This is a genomic window from Staphylococcus lugdunensis (genome assembly GCF_001558775.1).
Classification (GTDB): domain Bacteria; phylum Bacillota; class Bacilli; order Staphylococcales; family Staphylococcaceae; genus Staphylococcus; species Staphylococcus lugdunensis.
On the sequence record NZ_CP014022.1, the window covers coordinates 772,621 to 796,274 of the forward strand.

A 23,654-nucleotide genomic window follows, 5' to 3' on the forward strand; every position below is an offset into this window, starting at 1 on the left:
TTACACCTCATTAATTATTATCATGTTTTTTAGCTCGTTTTTGTGAATAATATTTTTGTGCTTCTTGTATTTCTTCTTTAATTTCAGACATTTCTTCATCAAGTAAATAAGCCGCTTCAGCAGCACGTTCTAATCGGTGCTGTATCTCATCTGGATAATCGCCATCATATTTATAACGTAATGTGTGTTCGATCGTAGCCCAGAAATTCATCGCTAAAGTACGAATTTGAATTTCAGCTAAAATCTTTTTCTGACCATCTAATGTCTCAATTGGATATTCGATAATTACATGATACGAACGATAGCCACTTTGTTTTGTATTATTAATATAGTCACTCTCTTCAATCACTCTAAAATCCTGTCTTTGTCGTAACATCTTAACGACAACATCAATGTCATCTACAAATTGACACATCATTCTTAATCCAGCGATATCATACATTTCCTGTTGCAAGCGATCAAAGGGTATACCTCTCTTATTCGCTTTATCGATTATACTAGTAATTGGCTTAACACGGCCGGTGACAAATTCAATGGGCGATGCATGTTCTCCAACTTCATATTGCTTACGTAATCCTTTAAGTTTTACTTTTAATTCATCTACAGCTTGCTTATAAGGTGTTAAAAATTGATCCCATTGATTCATATTACTTCACTCCGCTTCACTCTAGTTCAAAAGTTTTTTCTACTGCTGCTACAAACTCCTTACCATAATTATTATTGCCAACGATATTATCTAGTATAAAATCGAATTCTTCCTGAAAATGTTCTAATTTCAAATCATCATTTACAATAATGGTTTTATCTCTATTTTCATGCAACATTGACCATGTTTCTTCTACAAAAATGAGGTATGAATAGGACTGTCCATCATCTAATATGTAAGCAAATCCATAATTATCACTATCTACAAGCATTTGTCCTACTTCTTCCAAACCATCTGTTGGGTCATCTGAGTAGCAATAAATGCCATCATCTTTAACTTTAATTTCATTTACATAAATACGCATGCCTGTTCCTCCTTATTTTCGTTACTATTTTAACATAAATCTCATACATAACACATGTTTCAAACTAGTACTTGCAAAAGAAACCACAGTGGTTTAATAATATCCCAGCGCACACGTTTACTTTAACTTTTTGATGAATTACTGCATAATATTAATGTTATTATCACAGCATGTGTTAAAGGAGTGTCAATCCATGTCAACAAATCACGAAATTGAATTTAAACAGTTATTAACTGCTTCACAATATGATGATATCCGTCAAAAGTATTTTCAAAATGTTATACCTTTTTCACAAACAAATTTTTATATAGATACTAGCGATTTTAAACTGAAAGCTAACCATAGTGCTTTGCGCATCCGTGTCAAAGATGACAGCTATGAACTTACTTTAAAAGTACCTGCAACTGTTGGATTAACTGAATATAATCATTCCACCAGTCTTATACCTGAAATTGGTAAAACTTTGACATTACAACAATTTCCTGAAGATATTCAACATCAATTGATGCAATTCGGTATAACTGATGATGAATTAAATATTTTAGGTTCCCTAACAACACATCGCATGGAAATATACTTTAAACATCAACTTCTTGTTCTTGACCATAGTGAATACTTGGGAACTGAAGACTATGAACTTGAATTTGAGGTTAATGATTACGAACAAGGCAAGCAAATTTTTCTAAATTTTCTTCAAGAATGTGCAATTGACTATGTTAAACCTAAGAACAAAGTACAGCGATTCTTCGATTACAAAGCACAATGATTATATAAATATTAAAGCGTTGTACTGGAAGGCGAAATACTTTTAAATGTAAAAATTCATGTTATATTAGATATATAATTACAAGAAATAGGTGATTACATGACATCAACACCTTACGACATTATAGGTCAAGAAGCGCTTTACAAGATGATAGATCATTTTTATACTCTCGTAGAACAAGACGACAGAATTAATCACTTATTTCCTGGAGATTTTCAAGAAACAAGTCGAAAGCAAAAGCAATTCTTAACGCAATTTCTGGGTGGTCCTAATTTATACACAGCTGAACATGGACATCCAATGCTTAAGAAGCGACACTTAAGATTTAAAATTACAACATATGAACGTGACGCATGGTTGGAAAATATGTATATAGCAATCCAAGCCGCACAATTTCCAGCCGGTGTTGGTGAATACTTATATGAGCGACTTCGCTTAACTGCGAACCATATGGTAAATGCTTAACTAGACATTGAAGGTGAAAAACATGGCTGAAGAATTAAAATTAATGCACAATGAGAGTCGTGAAGATGCAAATCTGTCACCTGTAAGCAAAATTGAAATCTATTCATTTTTTGACCCATTTGACTCAGATTGCTTTAAATTATCTGCATTGATTTCTAAACTTCGAATTGAATATAATCAATACATTAGAATAAGACATATACTAAATCCTTCATTACGCGTCTTGACCAAATGCCAAGCTCAAAGTACATCAGAGTTTGATAATATTGCTTTAGCATATAAAGCTGCAGAATTACAAGGTCGGCTCAGAGCTGAACGCTTTATACATTTAATGCAAAATGAGATTGTCCCTAAATGCGATATTATTACAGAAGATATGATTTGTAATTGTATTAAAAATGCTGGGCTTGATTATGAAGTGTTCAAAGAGGATTTACAAACTAGTAAATTAACTGAAAGTCTGAAAGTAGATCTTCATATTGCTAGAGAAATGGAAATTGAACAATCTCCTTCACTTGTATTCTTCAATGAGAACATTCATGAAGAAGGTCTGAAAGTTGAAGGATTATATCCATACCATATATATACGTATATTATTAACGAATTAATGGGCACTCCGATTGAAAAGCAACTTCCACCTAAATTGGAAATATATATCCAGAAAAAACAACTTGTCACGATGGAAGAATTATTAACCATTTATGAATGGCCAGAAAAATTGCTTAATAAAGAATTGAAAAAACTCGTTTTACAACAAAAAATCGAAAAATTATATTATCCTGAAGGACATTTTTGGAAATCTAAAATGCCAAAATTGTAGGAGATTTTATACTTTATCTACACATATATAAAACCACGCATCTAATACTAGTTGATGTGTGGTTTTTGTATTTACTGATAATAATGTTCGGCTTTTTGCCAACAAAGAAATCAATTAACGCCCTGCTACTTTGATAACTCCCATTTCTATACATAAAAATATAATTGTTTTTTAAATACCTTACTGGGGCACGTTTTTGTTGAAATACTTGGGCATTTCTCTTTGTTGGGGTCCTGTTTCCCCAGCTTGCACATTTCTGTTGAATTTCTTACGGAAATTCTTTGTGCTGGGGCCCCGTTCCCCAGCTTGCACGTTTCTGTTGAATTTCTTACGGAATTTCTTTGTGCTGGGGCCCTGTTCGTTTTTTATTTGTGTTTTTGGTTGCTTTGTTTGATTTTTTGTGTCTCGTTTGAATGTTTTGTTTTTGGGTATAAAAAAACGCCGTGTCTGATTACACGACGCTAAACAAAGGGGATGGGAGAAATTTTTCACTTCAAACAAAGGGGTATGTTTGTTATGTGATTAATTTCATGTTCATAATATAACACGCACAACAAGGTGTTTCAATAAGAAATTCTTGTTTCATTCAATTTGTCACAAACTTGACAAATTGTAAGCGTGACCAATACGAACATTCACCACAGCCTATGCTTTTATTAATTTTTCAAATGCATCTAATTTTTGTTCAAATACTTCACATGCTTGTTCGATTGGTTTTGGTGAAGTCATGTCAACACCGGCATTTTTCAATATTTCAATTGGATAATTTGAACTACCTTTTTTCAAGAATTCATTGATATAGCGTTCTACGGCCGGTTTACCTTCTGTCAATATTTGATGACTTAAACTTTGAGCGGCACTATAACCTGTTGCATATTGATAAACATAATAATTCATATAGAAATGTGGAATTCTAGACCATTCTTTACTGATATCTTCATCTGTTTCCACAGTTTCTCCAAAATATTGTTTATTTAAAGCTGCATATTCTTCGTTCATGCGAGTAGGTGTCAATGGTTCTCCCGCTTCTTCAATTTGATGAATCTTGTGTTCAAATTCTGCAAACATCGTTTGACGGAATAATGTTGCTCTAAAACGTTCTAACTCTTGGTTTAATAATAGTAAACGACGTTCGTCATCAAGATGCTTATCCATATAATCACTTAAAAGCGCTTCATTACATGTAGAAGCAACTTCTGCCACAAATATTGAGTAATCACTCGCATTTGAAGGTTGATTTTGTCGACTAAAATAACTATGAGCTGAATGACCAAATTCATGAATTAATGTATACAAATCCGATATAGTATCAGACCAGTTTAATAAAATAAACGGATTCGTCAAATGCGCACCTGAAGAGTAGCCACCTGAACGTTTACCTTTATTTTCATATACGTCTACCCAACGATTTTCTAAGCCTTCTTTGACGACATTTAAATATTCTTCGCCCATAGGTTCTAGTGCTTTAAGCATCCATGATTTCGCTTCTTCATAAGGCATTTCAAATTTAATATCTTTTACTAATGGTGTATATAAGTCGTACATTTTCAAGTCATCTAAACCTAGTAATTCTTGACGTAATTTAGTGTATCTGTGTAATAACGGTAAATATTTGTGAACTGTATCCACTAAATTGTCATAGACTTCTTCTGGAATATGATTGTTACTTAATGCACGTTGACGTGCAGATTTATAATGATGCGTTCTTGCATTAAATACATTCTTTTTCACTTCACCAGCTAATGTTGCGCCTAACATATTATTATGAGAACCATATGCTTTATAGACATTTTTATATGCTGATTCACGCAACTTCCGGTCATCTGACTCTAGATATTTAATAAATGTACCTTGTGTTAATGGGTGTGTATTACCATCTTTATCAATTGCATCTTCAAATTCCAAATCTGCATTTGAAAACATACCATAGACATTTGACGGTGTTGATAATGCATCTTGAGCTTCAGTTAATAATTTTTCCGTATCTGCATCTAAAATATGTTCACGCTTTTCATTGATTAATTTTAAATCAAACGCGTATCGCTTTAAATTATCATTTTCATCGATGAACGTTTGAATTTTAGCTTCATCAATTTGTAAAATTTCAGGAATTAAAAAGCTCCAAGCTGAGCTAAACTTAATAATTAGTTGATGCGCACGTGACTCGAAACCAGTATATTTATCATTGGCAGTATCTTGGTCCTGTTTTAAATGGGCATAAACATATACTTTTTCAAGTTGACTTCCTAGTTCATCTTCAAAGGCCAAAGCCTCATATAATGTTTGTGCATTATCACCAAGATGTCCTTGATATCGTTGCTCTTCTCCAATTTTATTTTCAACTGATTTAAACGCTTGTTCGAACGCTTCATCACTTTCAAAAATAGTAGTTAAATCCCAAGTATATTGAGGATATTGTTGTTCTTGTTCTTCGCGAGTTAGTTGTTGACTCATTATATATACCTCCTTGTGAATGTGATATTTCTAATTTTCTCACGTTCTAGCTTATTTTGCACGTTTAAACATCGAATCAAATGTTTGTTTATATTGTGTAATTAACATGTTTAAAATATCTTCCTCTGTTGCATTCGAAAAAAGTAAATTCCTAAATTTAACGCTTGATTTAAAGTAATTAAAATTAATTTTATGTGTTAAATACAACAATAACTGTGCTTGCCACGCGATTGGATGAGAATTGATATAAATTTGATTGGGAAAAATATAACCTAAAAATTGAGTAGCTTGATCATCTGATAGTCGTAATTGATATATTGCACTTAAAGTTGGTTCTAAAACTGAATTTTGTCTTCGACATTGTTGAATATAATATTTTATATGATGATTAGCTAATTTAAAGGAAACTGACGGGCATGGTGATTGTAACTTTAATATATTAAGTGGAGAAGTCTGTGTTTTCCTTGCACTAAAGCGCTTGCCTCCAAGATGTTGAATGTGATGATAACAATAAAATGACTTTTCTCTATCATCCCATTCATAAAGTGTGCGCTGTTCTGGATGGATAAAACTACTTTGAAACTGTGTTAGAGTCAATTGATTTCGGCTAAATTGTAGACCTTGAAGCAACCAAATTACATGCTTTCCTACAGACATTAATCCTTTTGTACGCTGCTTTATGATATTAAATGGAATTGTAGAAAGTTGTAATTCAATAACAAATTTGTCATTTATTAAAAGATCAGGGTATTGCTGAATATCAGTTAAAAAAGGTTCTATTTCTACCTTCTGTCCATGCAAAAGATATGATTGAGCAATGTGATATTTCATTTGATAATGTAATTGTGATTCTCCTTTAGCATGTATACATAAACTGTGGGAACGATGGGCAAAATGTGCCTTGACTTTATAACCTCTCTTTAAAATCACTAACTCCCTACAGCTGGGACAGTAATAATGCTCGGAATTCATTGCGTCTACTGCCTTTATCAGTTGTCTTTTGTTATTAAATGCACTTAACAAATGTCAACACCTCATAAATATTAAACGTACATTATCTTCAAATTACTTCAACAAAAAAACCAAGACACGCTAACGTATCTTGGTAACTTATAACAACTCATTATTCAGCTGTATCTGGAAAATAACGACGTACTTGAGCAGTTACATTGTAACTCATAATAATTTTTCCATAATCATCTAAATATACTTCAGTCTTATCAGTAGGATAAGCATATTCTAATAATTGACTATAAAAATCATTGATGTCTTCTTGTTCAACCTTCTCATCGAAGTGAATTGCATAATAGTAATTAGAATCAAGCATATAAAGCAAGTCTTCATATGAGTCAGTCGCTTGATTATGATGATAAGCATAATCAATCACATGTTCCAAATCATCAAATTTAACAATAATTGTTCTCATATTGGCACGTTGACTTTGGACCGTATCTGATTTATTAGTAGATTTATTATTGGCACGTTGTTCAAACATATCGTCTGCTTTTTGGTCTTTATCTAACGCACTAGCTGCAAGTAATTCATTTAACTGCTGGTCAAATTGATCATTTGCATCATCGTCAGACATGTTCATAGCTTCATCCATGGCTTCATCATTTTTAGATTTTGAAATAAGTACTTCTACACCTTTTTCAAATGCATGCACTTGAATCCACAATGGACCTTCGACCACAAATTCTTCTTCTTGATTAATTTCATCCATCATTGACCAAAAGAATTCTTCTCCGCGTTTACGGTTTGTCCATAAATCTTCACGACTAAAACCTCTAGCCTCAATATCACTATAAGTTATAAACAATTTAACAGTTGTTTCATCTACGCGTTCTATTCTCATATCATCTCACTCCTTACAGTCGATGAATCGTAATCATATTGTATTAAAACGTCTGTAAAAATACAATTGATTTGTTCTGAATGATCAAAGCCTCACTATCGATTCCCTATAATAACACATTCCCTAATTTAAGTACAAAAAACAGCACTACGTCACGCAGCGCTGTTGTACATTTAAAATATCATAATTAACACTTTGATAAGTTAAGACCGTTTAAATATTAATCTACTAAACGTTGAGCTTCTTTCAATTGGAAAGTACGAACTTTTCTTGGTAAGAAACGTCTAATTTCATCTTCGTTATAACCCACTTGTAATCGTTTGTCATCTAAAATAATTGGGCGACGTAACAATCCAGGATTATCTTGAATAATAGAATATAAATCTTGTAATGGTAAAGAATCGATATCTACATTCAATTTTTGGTATGTTTTTGAACGAGTAGAAATAATTTCGTCTGTTCCATCTTCAGTCATTTTTAAAATTTGTTTAATTTCATCAATTGTTAAATGTTCAGAAAAAATATTACGCTCCGTATATGGAATGTCATGTTCTTGTAACCATGCTTTCGCTTTACGGCAAGATGTGCAACTTGGTGAAGTAAATAATGTTACCATACATCTCACTCTCCTATAGAATGAATATTATTCATTGATTTTATAATTTAATGATTAAGATATTGCACTTTTTTATCTCTCTTAATCTTACAATACTTATTATAGACATCTAACATTAAAATTAAATGAGAAAATCCTCATTTTTCTGAGAAATCTTTAAATTCTTTCAATATGCCGAAACGTCTTATAAATCAGGTACGTACATAGTTTAACATAACTTTCATTTTAAAGAAATACTGTTATAATAGTTAAAAACGAAATTATTATTTTAGAAAGTAGGCATACATATGGAAACTTTATTTTCTGGAATCCAACCAAGTGGTATACCAACATTAGGTAACTACATTGGAGCCTTAAAGCAATTTGTAGAAGTTCAAGATGACTATGACTGTTTTTTTTGTATCGTTGATCAACATGCAATAACAGTCCCTCAGGATCGTTTAAAGTTACGTAAACAAATTAAACAATTAGCTGCGATTTACTTAGCTTCAGGTATTGACCCAGACAAATCAACGCTATTCATTCAATCTGAAGTACCTGCACACGTCCAAGCAGGTTGGATGCTAACTACAATTGCATCTGTAGGTGAATTAGAGCGAATGACTCAATACAAAGATAAAGCGCAAAAGCGCACAGATGGTATACCAGCCGGCTTACTAACTTATCCTCCATTGATGGCAGCAGACATTGTTTTATATAACACAAACATTGTTCCTGTTGGTGAAGATCAAAAACAACATATGGAATTAACGCGTAATTTAGTTGAACGATTTAACAGTCGCTATAATGATGTGTTAACTAAACCTGAAATTCGCATGCCTAAAATAGGTGGACGAGTAATGAGTCTTCAAGAACCAACTAAAAAGATGAGCAAAAGTGATGATAATCAAAAAAACTTTATTTCATTATTAGATGAACCTCATATTGCTGCTAAAAAAATCAAAAGTGCAGTTACCGACTCTGATGGAATTATCAAATTTGATCGTGATAATAAACCTGGTATTTCTAATCTTTTATCTATATATTCCAGTCTTACAGATGAATCTATTCAAGATATTGAACAGAAATATGAAGGTGAAGGTTATGGCAAATTAAAATCTGACTTAGCGGAAATTGTCAAAGATTTCCTTACTACTTTCCAAGAAAAATATAATGCATTTTATCAATCTGAAGAACTAGATATTATTTTAGATAAAGGTCGCGATAAAGCACATAAAGCGTCAATGAAAACATTGAAAAAGATGGAAAAAGCTATGGGATTGGGACGTAAACGTTAATAACTAAATGTAATGTACCCGCTTCAAAGTACTTGAAAACAATCTTGCCGGAGAGAGACTACGAATTCATTATGAATTCGTAGTCTCTCTCCCTTTTATTTTTCATTAAATAGCCATAACCTTTATCAAATTAACGTGATAAAATTTGATTAATAGTAATTATCATTAAGGAGCTGGCTATACATCATGTCAAAAGAACCTGGACACACTTTTTTAGCAAAATTAGGTAAAACACGCTTACGCCCCGGAGGTAAAAAAGCAACAGACTGGTTAATTACTCAAGGACAATTTAGTTATAAAAAACAAGTGTTAGAAGTAGCTTGTAATATGTGTACGACCTCCATTTATTTAGCCAAAACATATCAATGCCACATTACAGCCGTAGATTTAAATAAAAAAGCACTTGATAAAGGTCGTTTAAATGTTAAAAAAGCTCATTTAGAACATCTCATACAGCTACAGCAAGCAAATGCTATCCGCCTTCCTTTCGAAGATAATCAATTCGATATTGTTTTAAATGAAGCGATGCTTACCATGTTACCAATGAAAGCAAAACAACAAGCAGTAGCAGAATACTTTCGAGTGCTAAAACCAGGAGGTATATTACTCACTCAAGATGTTGCTGTTATGAATGATGATAAGGAAAAAGAAGTAATTCAACACCTATCGTCTGCAATCAATGTCAATGTAACACCGCTTACACCAGAGCATTGGACACAACTTTACAAAGAAGCTGGATTTAGTAGCGTACATAATCACTATGGACCTATGACATTAATGACACCAAAAGGTATGATTTATGACGAAGGTATATTTGGTACAATTAAAATAATTAAAAATGCACTAAAAAAAGACAATCGCTCTATGTTTAAACGCATGTTTATCACATTTAAAAATCATAAATCAGATTTAAATTACATCGTACATGCAGCCACCAAATAAGTTATTTGTTGAATTAGCAAGTGAAATTTATAACAAAGAACAAATAAGATATAATAGCCTTTTAAAACCTGGCATTACAGCTAATAATGTAATTAATATGAAAAAGGCGATAATTTAGTCATTAGGACTATTCTCGCCTTTATCATATTAATTTCACAACTTTTCCTAGTAGAACTTCAATTTATAGATAATGATAGGTAACTATTATTTATTTCTTCTTACCTGTTTCTCTATCAATCGATTTATCAATATATACTTGTTTTAATGAATAGTTTGGGCCAACTTTGTGGAAGTAAAAGTTTTTCACTTGAGGATTCATCAAGTGTGCTTCTCCTTTTTGATATATTGGTGCTACTGGCGCATCATCTAACAATAATTCTTCTGCTTGCTTCATTGCTTGATATCTTTCATTTGTTTTCTGCAATAAATCACCTTTAGCCGATTTTATCAAACTATCATATTTTTTATTACCCCAGTCTGTATTGTTTTGTGCGTTTCCTGTCGTCATAATTTCTAAATATGCGGTTGGATCGGGATAATCTGCAGACCAACCACCTAATGATGCTTGGAAATTCTCAGTTAATTCTAAATTTACTCTTTGCTTAAATGGCAATTGTTTTATTTTTAGTGTTACACCTGGCAAGTTTTTTTCAACTTGTGATTTTATATATTCAGCTGCTATTTTAGCATCTGGTGTATCCTCTGTGTTCATTGAAAAAGCAATTTGATTTTTTCCTAATTCATTTTTAGCTTTATCCCAATGTGACTTAGCAGATTTTGGATTATATTTTAATTCTGAATCTATAGTACTTGCAAAATCTTTATTGTTTGGGGATTTTGCAACGCCTTTAGCAGTAAAAGTATTAGCAGGTGTAGAACCGTTGTTTTTAACTGAATCTACAAAGCCTTGTTTATTAATAGATTGTGCGATAGCCAACCTTAAATTTTTATTTTTAAAAGCTGGAAATTCTTTTTCATTCATTTTAATAAAAAAGGTGCCTGAAGTTAAACGATATTTTAAACCACTTGATTTTTTATATTTATTAACTTGATCAGCAGTAATCGTTGTATCATCTATTGAACCCGTATCGTATAAGGAAGCACCAGCCTGTTGATCCTTAAGTACTTTATAATTTACTTTATCTAGTTTAACCTTATCTCTATCCCAATATTTATCATTTTTTGACAACATTATTTTATCTTCTGGTTTCCATTGATCAACTTTAAAAGGTCCGTTATAAACTGCTTTGTTAGCTTTTGTTCCATAACTTTCACCATATTTTTTGGCAATTTTTTCATTTTGTGGATCGAATGTGTTTAAAGCTAACAATTGGTTAATATATGGAATTGGTTTTTCTAAATCTATCTTTAAAGTATGACTATCTAAAGCTTTAATCCCTAAGTCTTTAACTGGCTTTTTTCCTGTATTAATCTGTGATGCATTTTTGATATCATTCATAATATACGCAAATTCTGACCCTGTTTTAGGATTAACTACCTTTCTCCAAGCATAAACAAAATCTTGCGCCGTGACAGGATCTCCATTTGACCATTTCGCATCTTTTTTCAACTTAACTGTCAATGTCTTTCCGCCGTTTGATTTTTTAGGAAAATCTTGGGCTACCCCTAATTCTGCTTTGTCTCCACGTCCAAGTACATATAATCCTTCAAAGGCTTGCGCTGTAACTTCAAATGATATTTCTTCTGTAATTAATCCTGTATCTAGTGAAGACATATCTTGAGTTAAAACTTTTCTAAACACATTTCCTTTGTCAGAATATAAACTTTCTTTATTGCCACACCCAGTAAGTGCAGTGCTTGTAACTAAGAAAAATGCAAGTATCGACATCAACTTTTTCATGTTCTTATTCCCCCTTCCCCTAATTTTAAGTATGACTAACCATTGACTGTGTCTTGAGCTGTTCTGCTTCTTCATTTGTCACAAAAACATAATGTTCTGGCCGTATTTCCATTAATGTTCTATCATTATCAAGGTTATCATCAGCGATATAAGCAACACGTTCTCTTGTTCTTTCACTTTCCGGATCAGGTTGAGGAACAGCTGAAAGTAAAGATTTTGTGTAATCGTGTAGTGGATGATGATATATCTCTTCAGAAGGTCCTAATTCAACTATTTTCCCAAAATACATGACAGCAATACGATCTGAAATATATTTAACCATCGATAAATCATGTGCAATAAATAAGAATGTAATACCTCGTTCTTGTTGTAACTTCAGCATTAAATTTACGACTTGTGCTTGAATAGATACGTCCAGTGCTGATATTGGTTCATCGGCAATAATAAATTCTGGTTCTACTGCTAATGCACGAGCAATGCCGATACGTTGGCGTTGACCACCAGAGAATTCATGTGGATATCTGTTCGCATGTTCTTTACTTAACCCTACCGTTTCAAGCAAATCATAGACACGTTTCTTGCGATCACGTTTATTTACTGCCATTTTATGAATATCTATGCCTTCTGCTACGATATCCATAACTTTTAAACGTGGGTTTAATGATGCATATGGATCTTGAAAAATCATTTGAATTTTCTTATTGAATCGTAGTGAGTCTTTCCTATTTTTTATTTTTTGAATATCTACGCCATCATACATAATTTCACCACTGGTAATTTCATTTAATTTAATAATTGCTTTTCCAGTCGTTGATTTACCACAACCTGATTCTCCAACAAGCCCTAATGTCTCACCCTTATAAATATTAAATGAAATATCTTCTATGGCTCTTACTTCATTTCGTTTACCCTCATTGAAATATTGTTTAAGGTGTTTAACTTCTAGTAAAATATCTTTATTTTTCATTAAACGACACCCTTTCTACTTTTAGTGGCTTGTCGTAATTATTAGGCATGTTATGAGCCCTTTTCTGAACCATTTCTGGTGGTTCAACTTTAGGCGCGCGCTCATCTAACAACCACGATTTCACAAAATGCGTAGGAGAAATTTTAAACCATGGTGGTTCGGCTTTGAAATCAACATCTAATGCATATTGACTACGACGCGCAAACGCATCGCCTTGTGGTGGATTTAATAAGTCGGGTGGAGTGCCTGGAATTGCAACCAATGGTGTATCATTTTTAGTATCTAAATCTGGCATTGATGACAACAACCCCCATGTATAAGGATGTTTAGGATCATAAAATATTTCATCCACATCCCCAGTTTCAATCATTTGACCACCATACATCACGGCAACTCTATCAGCAATATTCGCTACAACACCTAAATCATGAGTAATAAATATAATTGACGTATTAATTTTCTGTTGTAACTTTTTCATTAAATCTAAAATTTGAGCCTGCATTGTTACGTCTAAAGCCGTTGTTGGTTCGTCGGCAATTAATACTTTAGGCTCACATGCTAAAGCGGTAGCTATAACAATTCTTTGTCGTTGTCCACCTGAAAATTGATGAGGATATGCTTTAAATCTTTTTTCTGCATTTGGTAATCCAACTAAATTGAGTATTTCTAGCGCGCGTTTCTTTGCCTGCGATTTACTAAAATGCTTATGCTTAATTAGTGGTTCCATGACTTGTTTGCCTATTTGCATTGTAGGGTTCAGTGATGTCATTGGATCTTGAAAGATCATCGAAATATCTTTACCTCGTAATTTTATCAACTCATTTTCTGACTTTTGTGCTAAATCTTCCCCTAAGAAAATAATTTCGCCCTGTTTAATTCTTCCGGCATCCCCTTGGAACAATTTCGTAATTGCTTTTGTAGTCACAGATTTTCCAGAACCTGATTCACCTACGATGGCTAAAGTTTCGCCCTTATTCAAATAGAAATCTACACCTCTAACGGCTTGCACTTCCCCAGCGGTAATATCAAAGGAAACATGCAAATCATTCACTTCTAATACTCTTTCTGACATCTCATATGCCTCCTTTATTTACGCATTTTAGGATCAAATGCATCACGTAATCCATCGCTGAATAAATAGAAGAATAAAATCAATAAACTTAGTACTGTGGCTGGTATGAATAATTCATGTGGATGTATGAGCAACATCGCACGACCATCATTGACTAGTGAACCTAGTGACGTTTGTGGGGCAGGCACTCCAATTCCTATAAAGCTTAAAAATGCTTCAAAGAAAATAGCACTAGGAACTGTAAACATTGATGTAACAACAATAGCTCCTAATGTATTAGGCAAAATATGTTTGAATATTAAGTTGAATTTTGAAGCACCAAGTGTTCTTGAAGCCATCACAAATTCTTGATTTTTTAATTTTAAAAATTCTCCTCGCACAACCCTACTCATGCCTAGCCATCCTGTAATCGACATTGCTAAAATAATCGTCCAAATAGAAGGCTCAAAAATCAATACAAACAAAATAACTACGATTAAATTAGGAATAGAAGCAACAATTTCAAGAATACGTTGCATAACATTATCTACTCTACCGCCAAAAAATCCCGAAATGGCACCATATACAACGCCTATGAAAATATCTAAAATAGCAGCGACAATCCCAATAAACAAGGAAATTTGGGCACCCTTCCATGTGCGGGTCCATAAATCACGACCGAGTTGGTCTGTACCAAACCAAAAGTTTTCGTTCACTTTTGCCTTATCATATGCATTTGACCCGTCAGAACCTGTGCCATCAAATGGTAAAAAAGATACTTTATCTAACACTGGAATTTTAGCTGGTAGATTACGGCGATTAACATCTTGTTCCGCATAATCATGATGACTTAACATCGGTCCAATAAACGCAAGTATAACAATGAGAATCAGCCCAATCATTCCTACAATCGCAAGTTTATTACGCTTAAGCTGTGCCCATGCATCTTGCCAAAAATTCTTACTCTCGCGTTGCATTTCTGGTTCTTTGTTCAAATCGATGTCACGCATAACAAAATCAGTGGCCATAATACCTTCTGACGTATGCGTCATAGCAGCATTAGATTGATCATCAAGTGACTTGTCTATATTTTGTGTCATTGTTTTTTACCCCCTTGAACACGAATTCGTGGGTCTATCATTCCATATAAAATATCCACAATAAATATTGATACTATAAATAGTGTACTAAATAGAATAGTAGTGGCCATAATAACTGAGAAATCATTTGTAGTTATAGATCTAACAAATTGATCCCCTAATCCAGGTACCCCAAAAATATTTTCTATTGTAAGTGTGCCAGTTAAAATCCCAGCTAACATTGGCACAATAATCGTGATAATCGGTATTAAAGCATTGCGTAATGCATGTCCGAAAAGCACACGCATAGATGAATTACCTTTTGCTCGCGCTAACAATATGTAATCTGAGCTTAATACTTCAATCATTTCTGCTCTAATATAGCGCGCTACTGTTGCCATCACACTCGCAGATAATGCAAGAGACGGTAATACGGCTGTTGAAAATCCTTCCCAGCCTGCAACTGGAAACCACCGCAATCTAACTGCAAAAACGTATTGAAGTAATACAGCCAGCACAAAAGAAGGAACTGATACTGCAATAACAGAAATAACTGTTGTTGTGTAATCAACCCATGTATTTTGCTTTGTTGCTGCGGCTACACCTAAAATAAGACCTAACAGTACACCAATAATCATAGCTGTTATCCCCATTTCCATGGATGGAATTAATCGTGGCCCTATTAAATCCCATACAGGCTGATTATGATATTGAAATGAATAGCCAAAATCGCCAGTAACAACATTTTTTAAATAATGTAAATATTGCACCGCTACTGGATCATTCAAACCATATTTTTCATTTAAAATCGCCTTCTGTTCAGCATTTAATTTAGCATCATTAAATGGTGAACCCGGCATTAATTTCATTAAGAAAAAGGTAATCGTGATAATAATAAAGAGCGCAATAAACATATACATTAATCGTTTTAATACATACTTTGACATCTAATCCCCCCTAATTAATTGTCGAAATTAACATTCCCTTCAAAATATTCAGAAATATTTAATAACATTATATATACTTTTTTCATATAATTGCAATATAGTTTCACAATTTATTAAGAAAATCTTTTAACTGGTAACTTTAAATAACGTTAGCTTTTCTAAATATGTATTATGTATTTATCTTTGTGAATAAGTGCGGTAAACTGATATAACATACGAAAGCGGAGTGAAAAGATGAAACAAAAATACACTTTTGGAATGGGACTATTACTTATTCCTTTAATTTCATTCATTGTCTGGTTATGTCGTCAGCACACACTAATCAATTATTTAAATAATTTATTCATCATTGCTACCATATGTTTTATCACGCTATTTCTTCTCTTAATCATTCAAGAAGGCATTTTTGATGCAACAAGTTTTGGATTTAGAAGACTAAAATACCAATTATCTTCGAAGAAAAAGCGTACAATGATTGAAGATGATGAATTTTTCAATCCACAGCACGTAAAAAAAGAAGACTACCCAATATTTGATTGGCTCGTCCCTCTGTTAATCATTTCCCTTATTTATATTATTATTTCAATCATTATATCGTTATTACTATAAAAAGCTTTCTTGCTATTATCTCATAACAAGAAAGCTTTTTATTTTAATTTTTATGCTTCGAATTTTTTAAATACAAGTACAGCATTATGGCCACCAAATCCAAGGCTATTACTCATAGCATGCGTAATTTCTAAATCTTGTGCTTCATTTGGTACAAAATCTAAATCACATTCAGGGTCAGGTGTCATTGCATGAATTGTTGGTGCAACTTTAGAGTCTCTAATAGACAACGCTGAGAATATTGCCTCAATGCCACCCGTAGCACCTAATAAGTGTCCAGTCATTGACTTAGTTGAACTTACTTTCAAGTTGTTCACAGCGTTACCAAAGGTATTTTTAATTGCCTGAACTTCAAACAAATCACCTACTGGCGTACTTGTACCATGTGCATTTAAATATTGAACATCTTTTGCTTCAATACCTGCATCATCTAATGCAGCTTGCATTGCTCTTGATCCACCTTCACCTTGAGGTGCTGGCGCAGTAATATGGTAAGCATCGCCAGTTGTTCCGTAACCTACAATTTCTGCATAAATATTTGCGCCACGCGCTTGTGCAGATTCTAATGATTCAATAAACAGAATGCCTGCACCTTCACCCATGACAAAACCATCGCGCCCTTCTTGGAAAGGTCGGCAAGCAGTCTCTCTATCATTATTTGTTGATAATGCACGGCTAGCGCTAAATCCTGCAATTGCCATGTCAGTTATTGGCGCTTCTGTACCACCAGTAATCATTGCATCTGCATCACCACGTTGGATAATTTTGAATGCTTCACCAATTGAGTTTGTACCTGTAGCACATGCGGTCACTGTTGAACCGTTAGGACCTTTTGCACCAGTATCAATCGAAACTTGTCCAGTAGCCATATCCGGAATTAGCATCGGTACGAAAAATGGGCTTACACGTCTAGGACCTTTTTCTAATAATTGATTATGCGCATATTCAAACGTTTCCATACCACCGATACCCGAACCAATCCATACGCCAATACGCGCCGCATTATCATCGTTAATTTCGTATTGTGCATCTTCCAATGCTTGACGTGCTGCTACAACTGCATATTGGGTGAAGCGATCCATTCGACGCGCTTCTTTGCGATCTAAGTAGTCTTCTATATTAAAATCTTTTAATTCTCCAGCCAATTTCACGTTATACGGGTCGGTATTAATTCGAGTAATTTCATCGATACCGTTTACCCCTTTAAGTGCATTATTCCAAGAAGTATGTGCATCATTACCAATTGGAGATAGTGCACCTATACCAGTGATGACCACTCTATTTTTCTCACTCATACATTATTTCCTCCTATTTTCCCCATTTGATAACCATAGCGCCCCAAGTTAGACCGCCACCGAAACCAACTAATACTAATGTATCATCGTCTTTAATTCTGCCATTTTCTAATTCTTGATTAATACTAAGAGGTATGGAAGCTGCGGAAGTATTACCAAATCGATTAACAGATACACTCATTTTGTCTTTATCGAGACCTAGACGTTCTCGTGCTGATTCCATAATTCTAATATTTGCTTGGTGTGGCACAAACATATCAATATCTTCAGATTTTAATCCTGCTTTTTCAACCACACGTTTTGACGCTTCACCCATAATTCTAACCGCAAACTTAAATACTTCACGACCATTCATTACTAATTTACCATTTTCTTGGTTTAGGTATAAGTATTTTCCACCGCTACCATCTGAACCCATTTCATAACTGATAATGCCTCTACCTTCAGAAACTTCACCAATAACGGCAGCACCGGCACCATCTCCAAATAATACAGCTGTTGAACGATCTGTTAAGTCAGTAATTTTTGATAGCTTATCAGCACCTACAACTAAGATATTATGATAATCTCCTGATTGTATATATTGTTTTGCGGTAATCATTGAATACATAAAACCAGAACAAGCAGCTAATTGATCCATAGTTGGTATTTTACCTGTTTCTAGTTTGTCTTGCAGTATATTTGCTACAGATGGAAAAGGCATATCCCCCGTAGCTGTAGCTACGATAATCATATCTATATCTGACGGTTCTAAACCTGCATCTGCAATAGCTTTTTTACTTGCTTCATATGCTAGATCAGATGTGTCTTGATCTTCTCTAGCCCAACGTCTTTCTTTAATACCTGTCATTTTAGAAATCCATTCATCTGATGTTTCTAAGAATTGCTCAAAATAGGCATTGTCGATTACTTTTTCAGGATAGTATGTCCCAAAACCTTTGATACCCACGTTCATGGATGACACCCTCTTACTTCATTTTTTAATACCAGGTATTAATTTAACATTTGTCTCTATTAAACTCAAGCAGATACCTTTTAAATCATATTAAAATCATTCAAAATGCGATTATTGCTATCACGTTATATCGAAAATTACATCATTTTATTCAAAAAATGCAACGGTATCATATGATTGTCACTATACAAATAATCAATGATAGACTACAATAGTATTATATATTAAGAGTGGAGGTAGAAACATTCATGAGACACCTCGTAACATTGATTTGGTCTTTAATTTTATTACAAATGGTTAATTTTGTATTGAATAGTTTAAATGGTGGTGGTACGCTAAATTTCATTACACCAGTAATTATTGCAGTTATTTTCACTTTATTTGTAATTCTTATTAGCTCTATGAATGAAGCACCACGTGAATTAGAACATTCAAAAAAATAATACCGTTATATCTCAATTGTCGACAAGGTTCTGGACTTTGTCGTTTTTTTATACATTATTATTTAAAACTAGCAAATCATCTAACTAAATCTATAATAAAAAAGTCGAGGAAGTGACTTAATTTTCACTTTCTCGGCTTTAATATTTAACTCTTTATTTATCTGTTGGTCGTTGAACATCGAATGTTAATTCTTGTTGGTCATTGATATCAACGTACACGTTTGTACCTTCCGGCATGTGTTCTTTAATCATCATACGTGCTAAAGGTGTTTCAATTTGCCGTTGGACAAATCGTTTTAATGGTCTAGCACCAAACTGTGGCTCGTATGCTTCTTCTCCTAACCATTGTTTAGCCGCATCTGATACTTCGATTGAAATGCGTTGATCCATTAAGCGAATGTTTAATTGCGTCAAGATTTTATCAACAATCATACTCATATCACTAACTGATAATGGTTTAAATAATACAATATCATCCATTCTGTTTAAAATCTCTGGTTTAAAGAAAGCATGCAAGCTATCCATAACCGCTTTTTCAGTTTCTTCAGTAATGCTACCTGTGTCTTTTACATTTTCAAGAAGAATTTGGGAACCAATATTACTAGTCATGATAATAATTGTATTTTTAAAATCTACGCTACGTCCTTTAGAATCAGTTAACCGACCTTCATCTAAGATTTGTAATAACACATTAAAGACGTCACTATGTGCTTTTTCAACTTCATCTAATAAAATAACTGAATAAGGATTACGTCTAACCGCTTCTGTTAATTGTCCACCTTCATCATGTCCTACATAGCCTGGAGGGGCACCAATCAATCTAGATACAGCATGTTTCTCCATATACTCACTCATATCAATACGAATCATATGTTTTTCTGAGTCGAATAATGATGCTGCTAGTGATTTAGCTAATTCTGTTTTACCAACACCAGTAGGTCCTAAGAAAAGGAAACTACCAATTGGTCTATTAGGATCTTTAATACCTGCACGTGCTCTTACAACAGCATCTGATACCAAATCAACAGCTTTATCTTGACCTACAACACGTTCATGCAAGATATCACTTAAACTTAATAATTTTTCTCTTTCTGTTTCTACTAATTTAGATACCGGTATACCTGTCCATTGACTTACTATATCGCCAATTTCTTCATCAGACACAACCTCGCGAATCATGCGCTCGCTATCGCCTTGTTCGTCTTGGAAAGCATCTTCAAATTCTTGTAATTCTTTTTCTAGTTGTGGTATTTTACCGTATTGTAATTCGGCAGCTTTTTCAAGATTACCTTCAGTTTGTGCATCTTCTAAAGCTTGACGACTACGATCTAATTCGGCACGTTTTTCTTGCACTTTGGCAATTTTTTCTTTTTCTTGTTCAACACGTGATTGTAATGACGCTTGTTTTTCTTTTTCATTTGATAATTCTTCTTGTAATTCTTCCAATCGCTGTTTACTTGCGTTATCAGATTCGTTTTTTAAGGCACTTTCTTCAATTTCTAACTGCATAACGCGGCGATTCACTTGATCTAATTCAGTCGGATTTGATCCCATCTCTGTGCGAATTGTTGCACATGCTTGGTCGACTAAATCTATAGCTTTATCTGGTAAGAAACGATCTGTAATATAACGGTCAGACAATTCCGCTGCAGCTACAAGTGCACGGTCTTGGATTCTAACACCATGATAAACTTCATAACGTTCTTTCAAACCACGTAAAATAGAAATTGTGTCCTCTACGTCTGGTTCGCTCACGCCTACTTTTTGGAAACGACGTTCTAATGCTGAGTCTTTCTCAATATATTCTCTATATTCATTTAAGGTTGTAGCACCAATACAGTGTAATTCGCCTCGAGCTAGCATTGGTTTCAACATGTTACCAGCATCCATGGCGCCATCTGTTTTTCCAGCTCCAACAAGCATATGAATCTCATCAATAAATAATATGATACGTCCATCTGAATCTTTTACTTCTTTTAATACAGCTTTAAGACGTTCTTCAAATTCACCACGATATTTTGCCCCTGCAACTAATGCGCTTAAGTCTAACTCAAAAATCGTTTTATCTAACAAAGATTCAGGTACATCTTTTTTGACTATTCGTTGGGCAAGACCTTCTACAATAGCAGTTTTACCTACCCCTGGTTCACCAATTAATACCGGATTGTTTTTAGTTTTACGACTTAAAATTCGAATTGTATTACGAATTTCTTCATCTCTACCAATAACAGGATCCATTTTACCTTGACGAACTTCTTCTACAAGGTCACGACCATATTTTTCTAATGCTTCATAATTTACTTCAGGATTTTGAGAAGTCACGTGATTTCCCCCTCTAATTTTTTTTATTATTTCTTTAATGACATCTTGTTTATTCTCTATTGTTTGTTGCATGATTGTATCTATATCCATAGCGGCTCTGAGTAGATGTTCCATAGAGATATAGTCATCTTCGTATACTTTCATATAATGTTCAGATTTAGTCATTAATTCATTGGCTTTTGCACTAATATATTGACCATATTGTATATTGTCACCTTGTACACTTGGATAGCTTTGTAACTTTTCAGCATAATCTGCTTCAAGCTTATCAACATCGATATTTGCACGTTCTAAGATGCTTTTGATTAAACTGTCCGGTTGTTCTAATGCGCCTTTTAAAATGGCTTCTATTTCAATATTTTGTAATTCATGTGTTTTACTTAATTCAACAGCACGTTGTAACGCACCTTGAATTGCGTGTGTCATTTGGTTAATGTCCAATTATTTCACCCCTACATTATCAGAGTTGGCCAAATTTTGACTTTGACTTTCTTTGACCTTAACTATATTATAGTCGCTCTTTTGCCTTTACGCAACTATTACACTCAACTTTTTGGTTTTAATTTTTGCTTGTAGCGTTTGATATCAGTTTTACTAGTATTTAAAGAAAAAGAACACTAACTTCATAACATCAAGAAATTAGTGTTCTTTATTTAATTTATATCTCAATTAACCCACACCAAGGGCAATCTTGGCATAGCGAGACATCATGTCTTTATTCCATGGTGGATTCCATACAATATTAACTTCAGTATCTTGGATTTCTGGAATTTCTGCTAACACGGTTTTAATTTGATCAATAATCTGTGGCCCTAAAGGACACCCCATCGATGTTAAAGTCATTTCAACTGTACATAATCCTTCTTCATCTACATCTACTTTATATACTAAACCTAAATTCACGATATCAATACCTAATTCAGGGTCGATTACCATTTCAAGAGCACCTAGGATACTATCTTTTAAAGCTTCTTCCACGAGTATCACCTCTCAATATTTGTCTGTATACTAATATATCAAATATCCGACAAAACGCCAATAAAATGCTATGATACTAATAAAATGAAAAATGTTTGAGGAGAACTATATGCAACCTTATTTAATATGCCTCGATTTGGACGGCACATTACTAACAGATGATAAAGAAATCAGCCCTTATACAAAGGAAATTTTAACGGAATTGCAAAAGGCTGGACACCATATCATGATCGCGACAGGTCGTCCCTATCGCGCAAGTCAAATTTATTATCATGAACTTAATTTAGAAACACCTATTGTTAATTTCAATGGTGCTTTCGTACATCATCCAAAAGATGCTCAATTTGACACAATTCATGAAGTTTTAGATTTAGACATCGCTAAAAGTGTCATCGAGGTACTACAACAAGCAAACGTAACAAATATTATTGCCGAAGTACAAGATCATGTTTTTATCAATAATGAAGATCCTCGATTATTCGAAGGTTTTTCTATGGGTAATCCTAAAATAAAAACGGGTAATCTATTAAATTCTCTTGACACACCGCCAACATCTCTACTTGTGGAAGCTGAGGAAATTCATATTAATCGCATTAAGCAAATGTTAACACGTTTTTATGCTGAAAATATTGAACATCGTCGTTGGGGTGCACCATTCCCTGTCATTGAAATAGTAAAACGGGGTATAAGTAAAGCACGTGGCATTGATGTTGTTAAAGACTATTTGAATGTGCCAACATCTCGAATTATCGCTTTTGGTGATGAAGATAATGATTTAGAAATGATTAAATATGCGAAATTTGGTGTTGCCATGGATAATGGACTAGATGAATTAAAACATGTTGCAAACCACGTTACTCATGACAACAATAGCGATGGCATTGGTCGTTATTTAAATGAATTTTTTGATTTAGGATATAACTATAAAGGATAATGCATTCA

General features: G+C 33.7%; 23 protein-coding genes. 8 read left to right on the forward strand and 15 right to left on the reverse strand.

Annotation, left to right across the window (positions count from 1 at the left end):
- Positions 1 to 10: 10 nt before the first annotated feature.
- On the reverse strand, positions 11 to 646 hold the full coding sequence (gene yjbM / locus AL499_RS03660) for a GTP diphosphokinase (RefSeq protein WP_037540865.1): 636 nt from the start codon (positions 644 to 646) through the stop codon (positions 11 to 13).
- A gap of 16 nt (positions 647 to 662) precedes the next feature.
- Entirely contained in the window at positions 663 to 1,010 is a 348-nt protein-coding gene (locus AL499_RS03665; RefSeq protein ID WP_002459506.1) for a UPF0738 family protein, read from the reverse strand.
- A gap of 193 nt (positions 1,011 to 1,203) precedes the next feature.
- On the opposite strand from AL499_RS03665, the gene AL499_RS03670 reads away from it, so the two are divergent.
- The 3 genes from AL499_RS03670 to yjbH all read left to right on the forward strand — a co-directional run bounded on the left by AL499_RS03670 (position 1,204) and on the right by yjbH (position 3,061).
- Positions 1,204 to 1,776 (forward strand): CYTH domain-containing protein, encoded by a 573-nt coding sequence (locus AL499_RS03670; RefSeq protein WP_002493112.1) that lies wholly within the window; start codon positions 1,204 to 1,206, stop codon positions 1,774 to 1,776.
- A gap of 99 nt (positions 1,777 to 1,875) precedes the next feature.
- Positions 1,876 to 2,241 carry a truncated hemoglobin YjbI gene (locus AL499_RS03675; RefSeq protein WP_002459508.1) on the forward strand — a complete coding sequence of 122 codons (366 nt, stop codon included), beginning with the start codon at positions 1,876 to 1,878 and terminating at the stop codon, positions 2,239 to 2,241.
- A gap of 22 nt (positions 2,242 to 2,263) precedes the next feature.
- Positions 2,264 to 3,061, forward strand: coding sequence for a protease adaptor protein YjbH (yjbH, locus tag AL499_RS03680; protein WP_002459509.1), 798 nt, complete (start codon positions 2,264 to 2,266; stop codon positions 3,059 to 3,061).
- A 645-nt stretch (positions 3,062 to 3,706) separates the two neighbouring features.
- On the opposite strand, the gene pepF is transcribed toward yjbH, so the two are convergent.
- From pepF to spxA, 4 genes are all read right to left on the reverse strand, one after another.
- Positions 3,707 to 5,515 carry an oligoendopeptidase F gene (gene pepF, locus AL499_RS03685; RefSeq protein WP_002459511.1) on the reverse strand — a complete coding sequence of 603 codons (1,809 nt, stop codon included), beginning with the start codon at positions 5,513 to 5,515 and terminating at the stop codon, positions 3,707 to 3,709.
- A gap of 51 nt (positions 5,516 to 5,566) precedes the next feature.
- Positions 5,567 to 6,445, reverse strand: a complete 879-nt coding sequence (locus tag AL499_RS03690; RefSeq protein ID WP_230579469.1) for a competence protein CoiA — start codon at positions 6,443 to 6,445, stop codon at positions 5,567 to 5,569.
- A 193-nt stretch (positions 6,446 to 6,638) separates the two neighbouring features.
- Positions 6,639 to 7,370, reverse strand: coding sequence for an adaptor protein MecA (gene mecA / locus AL499_RS03695; RefSeq protein ID WP_002493121.1), 732 nt, complete (start codon positions 7,368 to 7,370; stop codon positions 6,639 to 6,641).
- Positions 7,371 to 7,590: 220 nt separating this feature from the next.
- The gene (gene spxA, locus AL499_RS03700) at positions 7,591 to 7,986 is read right to left on the reverse strand and encodes a transcriptional regulator SpxA (RefSeq protein ID WP_002459514.1); all 396 of its coding nucleotides are present in this window, start codon (positions 7,984 to 7,986) and stop codon (positions 7,591 to 7,593) included.
- Between the two features lie 287 nt (positions 7,987 to 8,273).
- On the opposite strand from spxA, the gene trpS reads away from it, so the two are divergent.
- Entirely contained in the window at positions 8,274 to 9,263 is a 990-nt protein-coding gene (trpS, locus tag AL499_RS03705; RefSeq protein WP_002459515.1) for a tryptophan--tRNA ligase, read from the forward strand.
- Between the two features lie 186 nt (positions 9,264 to 9,449).
- Complete coding sequence (locus AL499_RS03710) at positions 9,450 to 10,205, forward strand: class I SAM-dependent methyltransferase (RefSeq protein ID WP_002493114.1); 756 nt, start codon at positions 9,450 to 9,452, stop codon at positions 10,203 to 10,205.
- Positions 10,206 to 10,413: 208 nt separating this feature from the next.
- On the opposite strand, the gene AL499_RS03715 is transcribed toward AL499_RS03710, so the two are convergent.
- Genes AL499_RS03715 through opp3b form a run of 5 tightly spaced genes read right to left on the reverse strand, consistent with a single transcriptional unit; the run spans position 10,414 to position 16,110 of the window.
- Positions 10,414 to 12,066, reverse strand: a complete 1,653-nt coding sequence (locus AL499_RS03715) for a peptide ABC transporter substrate-binding protein (RefSeq protein WP_002478423.1) — start codon at positions 12,064 to 12,066, stop codon at positions 10,414 to 10,416.
- Positions 12,067 to 12,091: 25 nt separating this feature from the next.
- Complete coding sequence (locus AL499_RS03720; RefSeq protein ID WP_002459519.1) at positions 12,092 to 13,033, reverse strand: ABC transporter ATP-binding protein; 942 nt, start codon at positions 13,031 to 13,033, stop codon at positions 12,092 to 12,094.
- Entirely contained in the window at positions 13,023 to 14,105 is a 1,083-nt protein-coding gene (locus tag AL499_RS03725) for an ABC transporter ATP-binding protein (RefSeq protein WP_002493134.1), read from the reverse strand. Before AL499_RS03725 ends, AL499_RS03720 begins: the two co-directional genes overlap by 11 nt.
- 14 nt (positions 14,106 to 14,119) lie before the next feature.
- Complete coding sequence (gene opp3C / locus AL499_RS03730) at positions 14,120 to 15,184, reverse strand: oligopeptide ABC transporter permease (RefSeq protein WP_002459521.1); 1,065 nt, start codon at positions 15,182 to 15,184, stop codon at positions 14,120 to 14,122.
- A complete protein-coding gene (gene opp3b / locus AL499_RS03735) occupies positions 15,181 to 16,110 on the reverse strand; it encodes an oligopeptide ABC transporter permease (protein ID WP_002493118.1) in 930 nt (309 codons plus the stop codon). Before opp3b ends, opp3C begins: the two co-directional genes overlap by 4 nt.
- Before the next feature lie 234 nt (positions 16,111 to 16,344).
- Between opp3b and AL499_RS03740 the strand changes: the two genes are divergently transcribed.
- A complete protein-coding gene (locus AL499_RS03740) occupies positions 16,345 to 16,719 on the forward strand; it encodes a DUF3899 domain-containing protein (RefSeq protein WP_002459523.1) in 375 nt (124 codons plus the stop codon).
- Between the two features lie 50 nt (positions 16,720 to 16,769).
- Here the strand turns inward: AL499_RS03740 and fabF are convergent, their stop codons facing one another.
- Both fabF and AL499_RS03750 read right to left on the reverse strand, forming a co-directional pair.
- Positions 16,770 to 18,014 (reverse strand): beta-ketoacyl-ACP synthase II, encoded by a 1,245-nt coding sequence (gene fabF, locus AL499_RS03745; protein ID WP_002459524.1) that lies wholly within the window; start codon positions 18,012 to 18,014, stop codon positions 16,770 to 16,772.
- A 13-nt stretch (positions 18,015 to 18,027) separates the two neighbouring features.
- A complete protein-coding gene (locus AL499_RS03750; RefSeq protein WP_002459525.1) occupies positions 18,028 to 18,969 on the reverse strand; it encodes a beta-ketoacyl-ACP synthase III in 942 nt (313 codons plus the stop codon).
- Between the two features lie 248 nt (positions 18,970 to 19,217).
- On the opposite strand from AL499_RS03750, the gene AL499_RS03755 reads away from it, so the two are divergent.
- Positions 19,218 to 19,412, forward strand: a complete 195-nt coding sequence (locus tag AL499_RS03755) for a YjzD family protein (protein ID WP_002493123.1) — start codon at positions 19,218 to 19,220, stop codon at positions 19,410 to 19,412.
- A gap of 153 nt (positions 19,413 to 19,565) precedes the next feature.
- On the opposite strand, the gene clpB is transcribed toward AL499_RS03755, so the two are convergent.
- Entirely contained in the window at positions 19,566 to 22,175 is a 2,610-nt protein-coding gene (gene clpB / locus AL499_RS03760; RefSeq protein WP_037540861.1) for an ATP-dependent chaperone ClpB, read from the reverse strand.
- A 228-nt stretch (positions 22,176 to 22,403) separates the two neighbouring features.
- Positions 22,404 to 22,712 (reverse strand): metal-sulfur cluster assembly factor, encoded by a 309-nt coding sequence (locus AL499_RS03765; protein ID WP_002459529.1) that lies wholly within the window; start codon positions 22,710 to 22,712, stop codon positions 22,404 to 22,406.
- 109 nt (positions 22,713 to 22,821) lie between these two features.
- Here AL499_RS03765 and AL499_RS03770 point away from each other — a divergent pair, with 109 nt between their 5' ends.
- Positions 22,822 to 23,646, forward strand: a complete 825-nt coding sequence (locus AL499_RS03770; protein ID WP_002493128.1) for a Cof-type HAD-IIB family hydrolase — start codon at positions 22,822 to 22,824, stop codon at positions 23,644 to 23,646.
- Positions 23,647 to 23,654 lie beyond the last annotated feature (8 nt).

Coding starts and splice junctions, on each gene's coding strand:
- AL499_RS03740 (WP_002459523.1), top strand. CDS start 16,345: ATGAAACAAAAATACACTTTTGGAATGGGACTATTACTTATTCCTTTA.
- AL499_RS03675 (WP_002459508.1), top strand. CDS start 1,876: ATGACATCAACACCTTACGACATTATAGGTCAAGAAGCGCTTTACAAG.
- mecA (WP_002493121.1), bottom strand. CDS start 7,370: ATGAGAATAGAACGCGTAGATGAAACAACTGTTAAATTGTTTATAACT.
- AL499_RS03725 (WP_002493134.1), bottom strand. CDS start 14,105: ATGTCAGAAAGAGTATTAGAAGTGAATGATTTGCATGTTTCCTTTGAT.
- AL499_RS03710 (WP_002493114.1), top strand. CDS start 9,450: ATGTCAAAAGAACCTGGACACACTTTTTTAGCAAAATTAGGTAAAACA.
- AL499_RS03715 (WP_002478423.1), bottom strand. CDS start 12,066: ATGAAAAAGTTGATGTCGATACTTGCATTTTTCTTAGTTACAAGCACT.
- yjbM (WP_037540865.1), bottom strand. CDS start 646: ATGAATCAATGGGATCAATTTTTAACACCTTATAAGCAAGCTGTAGAT.
- opp3b (WP_002493118.1), bottom strand. CDS start 16,110: ATGTCAAAGTATGTATTAAAACGATTAATGTATATGTTTATTGCGCTC.
- spxA (WP_002459514.1), bottom strand. CDS start 7,986: ATGGTAACATTATTTACTTCACCAAGTTGCACATCTTGCCGTAAAGCG.
- trpS (WP_002459515.1), top strand. CDS start 8,274: ATGGAAACTTTATTTTCTGGAATCCAACCAAGTGGTATACCAACATTA.
- AL499_RS03665 (WP_002459506.1), bottom strand. CDS start 1,010: ATGCGTATTTATGTAAATGAAATTAAAGTTAAAGATGATGGCATTTAT.
- AL499_RS03755 (WP_002493123.1), top strand. CDS start 19,218: ATGAGACACCTCGTAACATTGATTTGGTCTTTAATTTTATTACAAATG.
- pepF (WP_002459511.1), bottom strand. CDS start 5,515: ATGAGTCAACAACTAACTCGCGAAGAACAAGAACAACAATATCCTCAA.
- AL499_RS03670 (WP_002493112.1), top strand. CDS start 1,204: ATGTCAACAAATCACGAAATTGAATTTAAACAGTTATTAACTGCTTCA.
- AL499_RS03770 (WP_002493128.1), top strand. CDS start 22,822: ATGCAACCTTATTTAATATGCCTCGATTTGGACGGCACATTACTAACA.
- opp3C (WP_002459521.1), bottom strand. CDS start 15,184: ATGACACAAAATATAGACAAGTCACTTGATGATCAATCTAATGCTGCT.
- AL499_RS03750 (WP_002459525.1), bottom strand. CDS start 18,969: ATGAACGTGGGTATCAAAGGTTTTGGGACATACTATCCTGAAAAAGTA.
- yjbH (WP_002459509.1), top strand. CDS start 2,264: ATGGCTGAAGAATTAAAATTAATGCACAATGAGAGTCGTGAAGATGCA.
- fabF (WP_002459524.1), bottom strand. CDS start 18,014: ATGAGTGAGAAAAATAGAGTGGTCATCACTGGTATAGGTGCACTATCT.
- AL499_RS03720 (WP_002459519.1), bottom strand. CDS start 13,033: ATGAAAAATAAAGATATTTTACTAGAAGTTAAACACCTTAAACAATAT.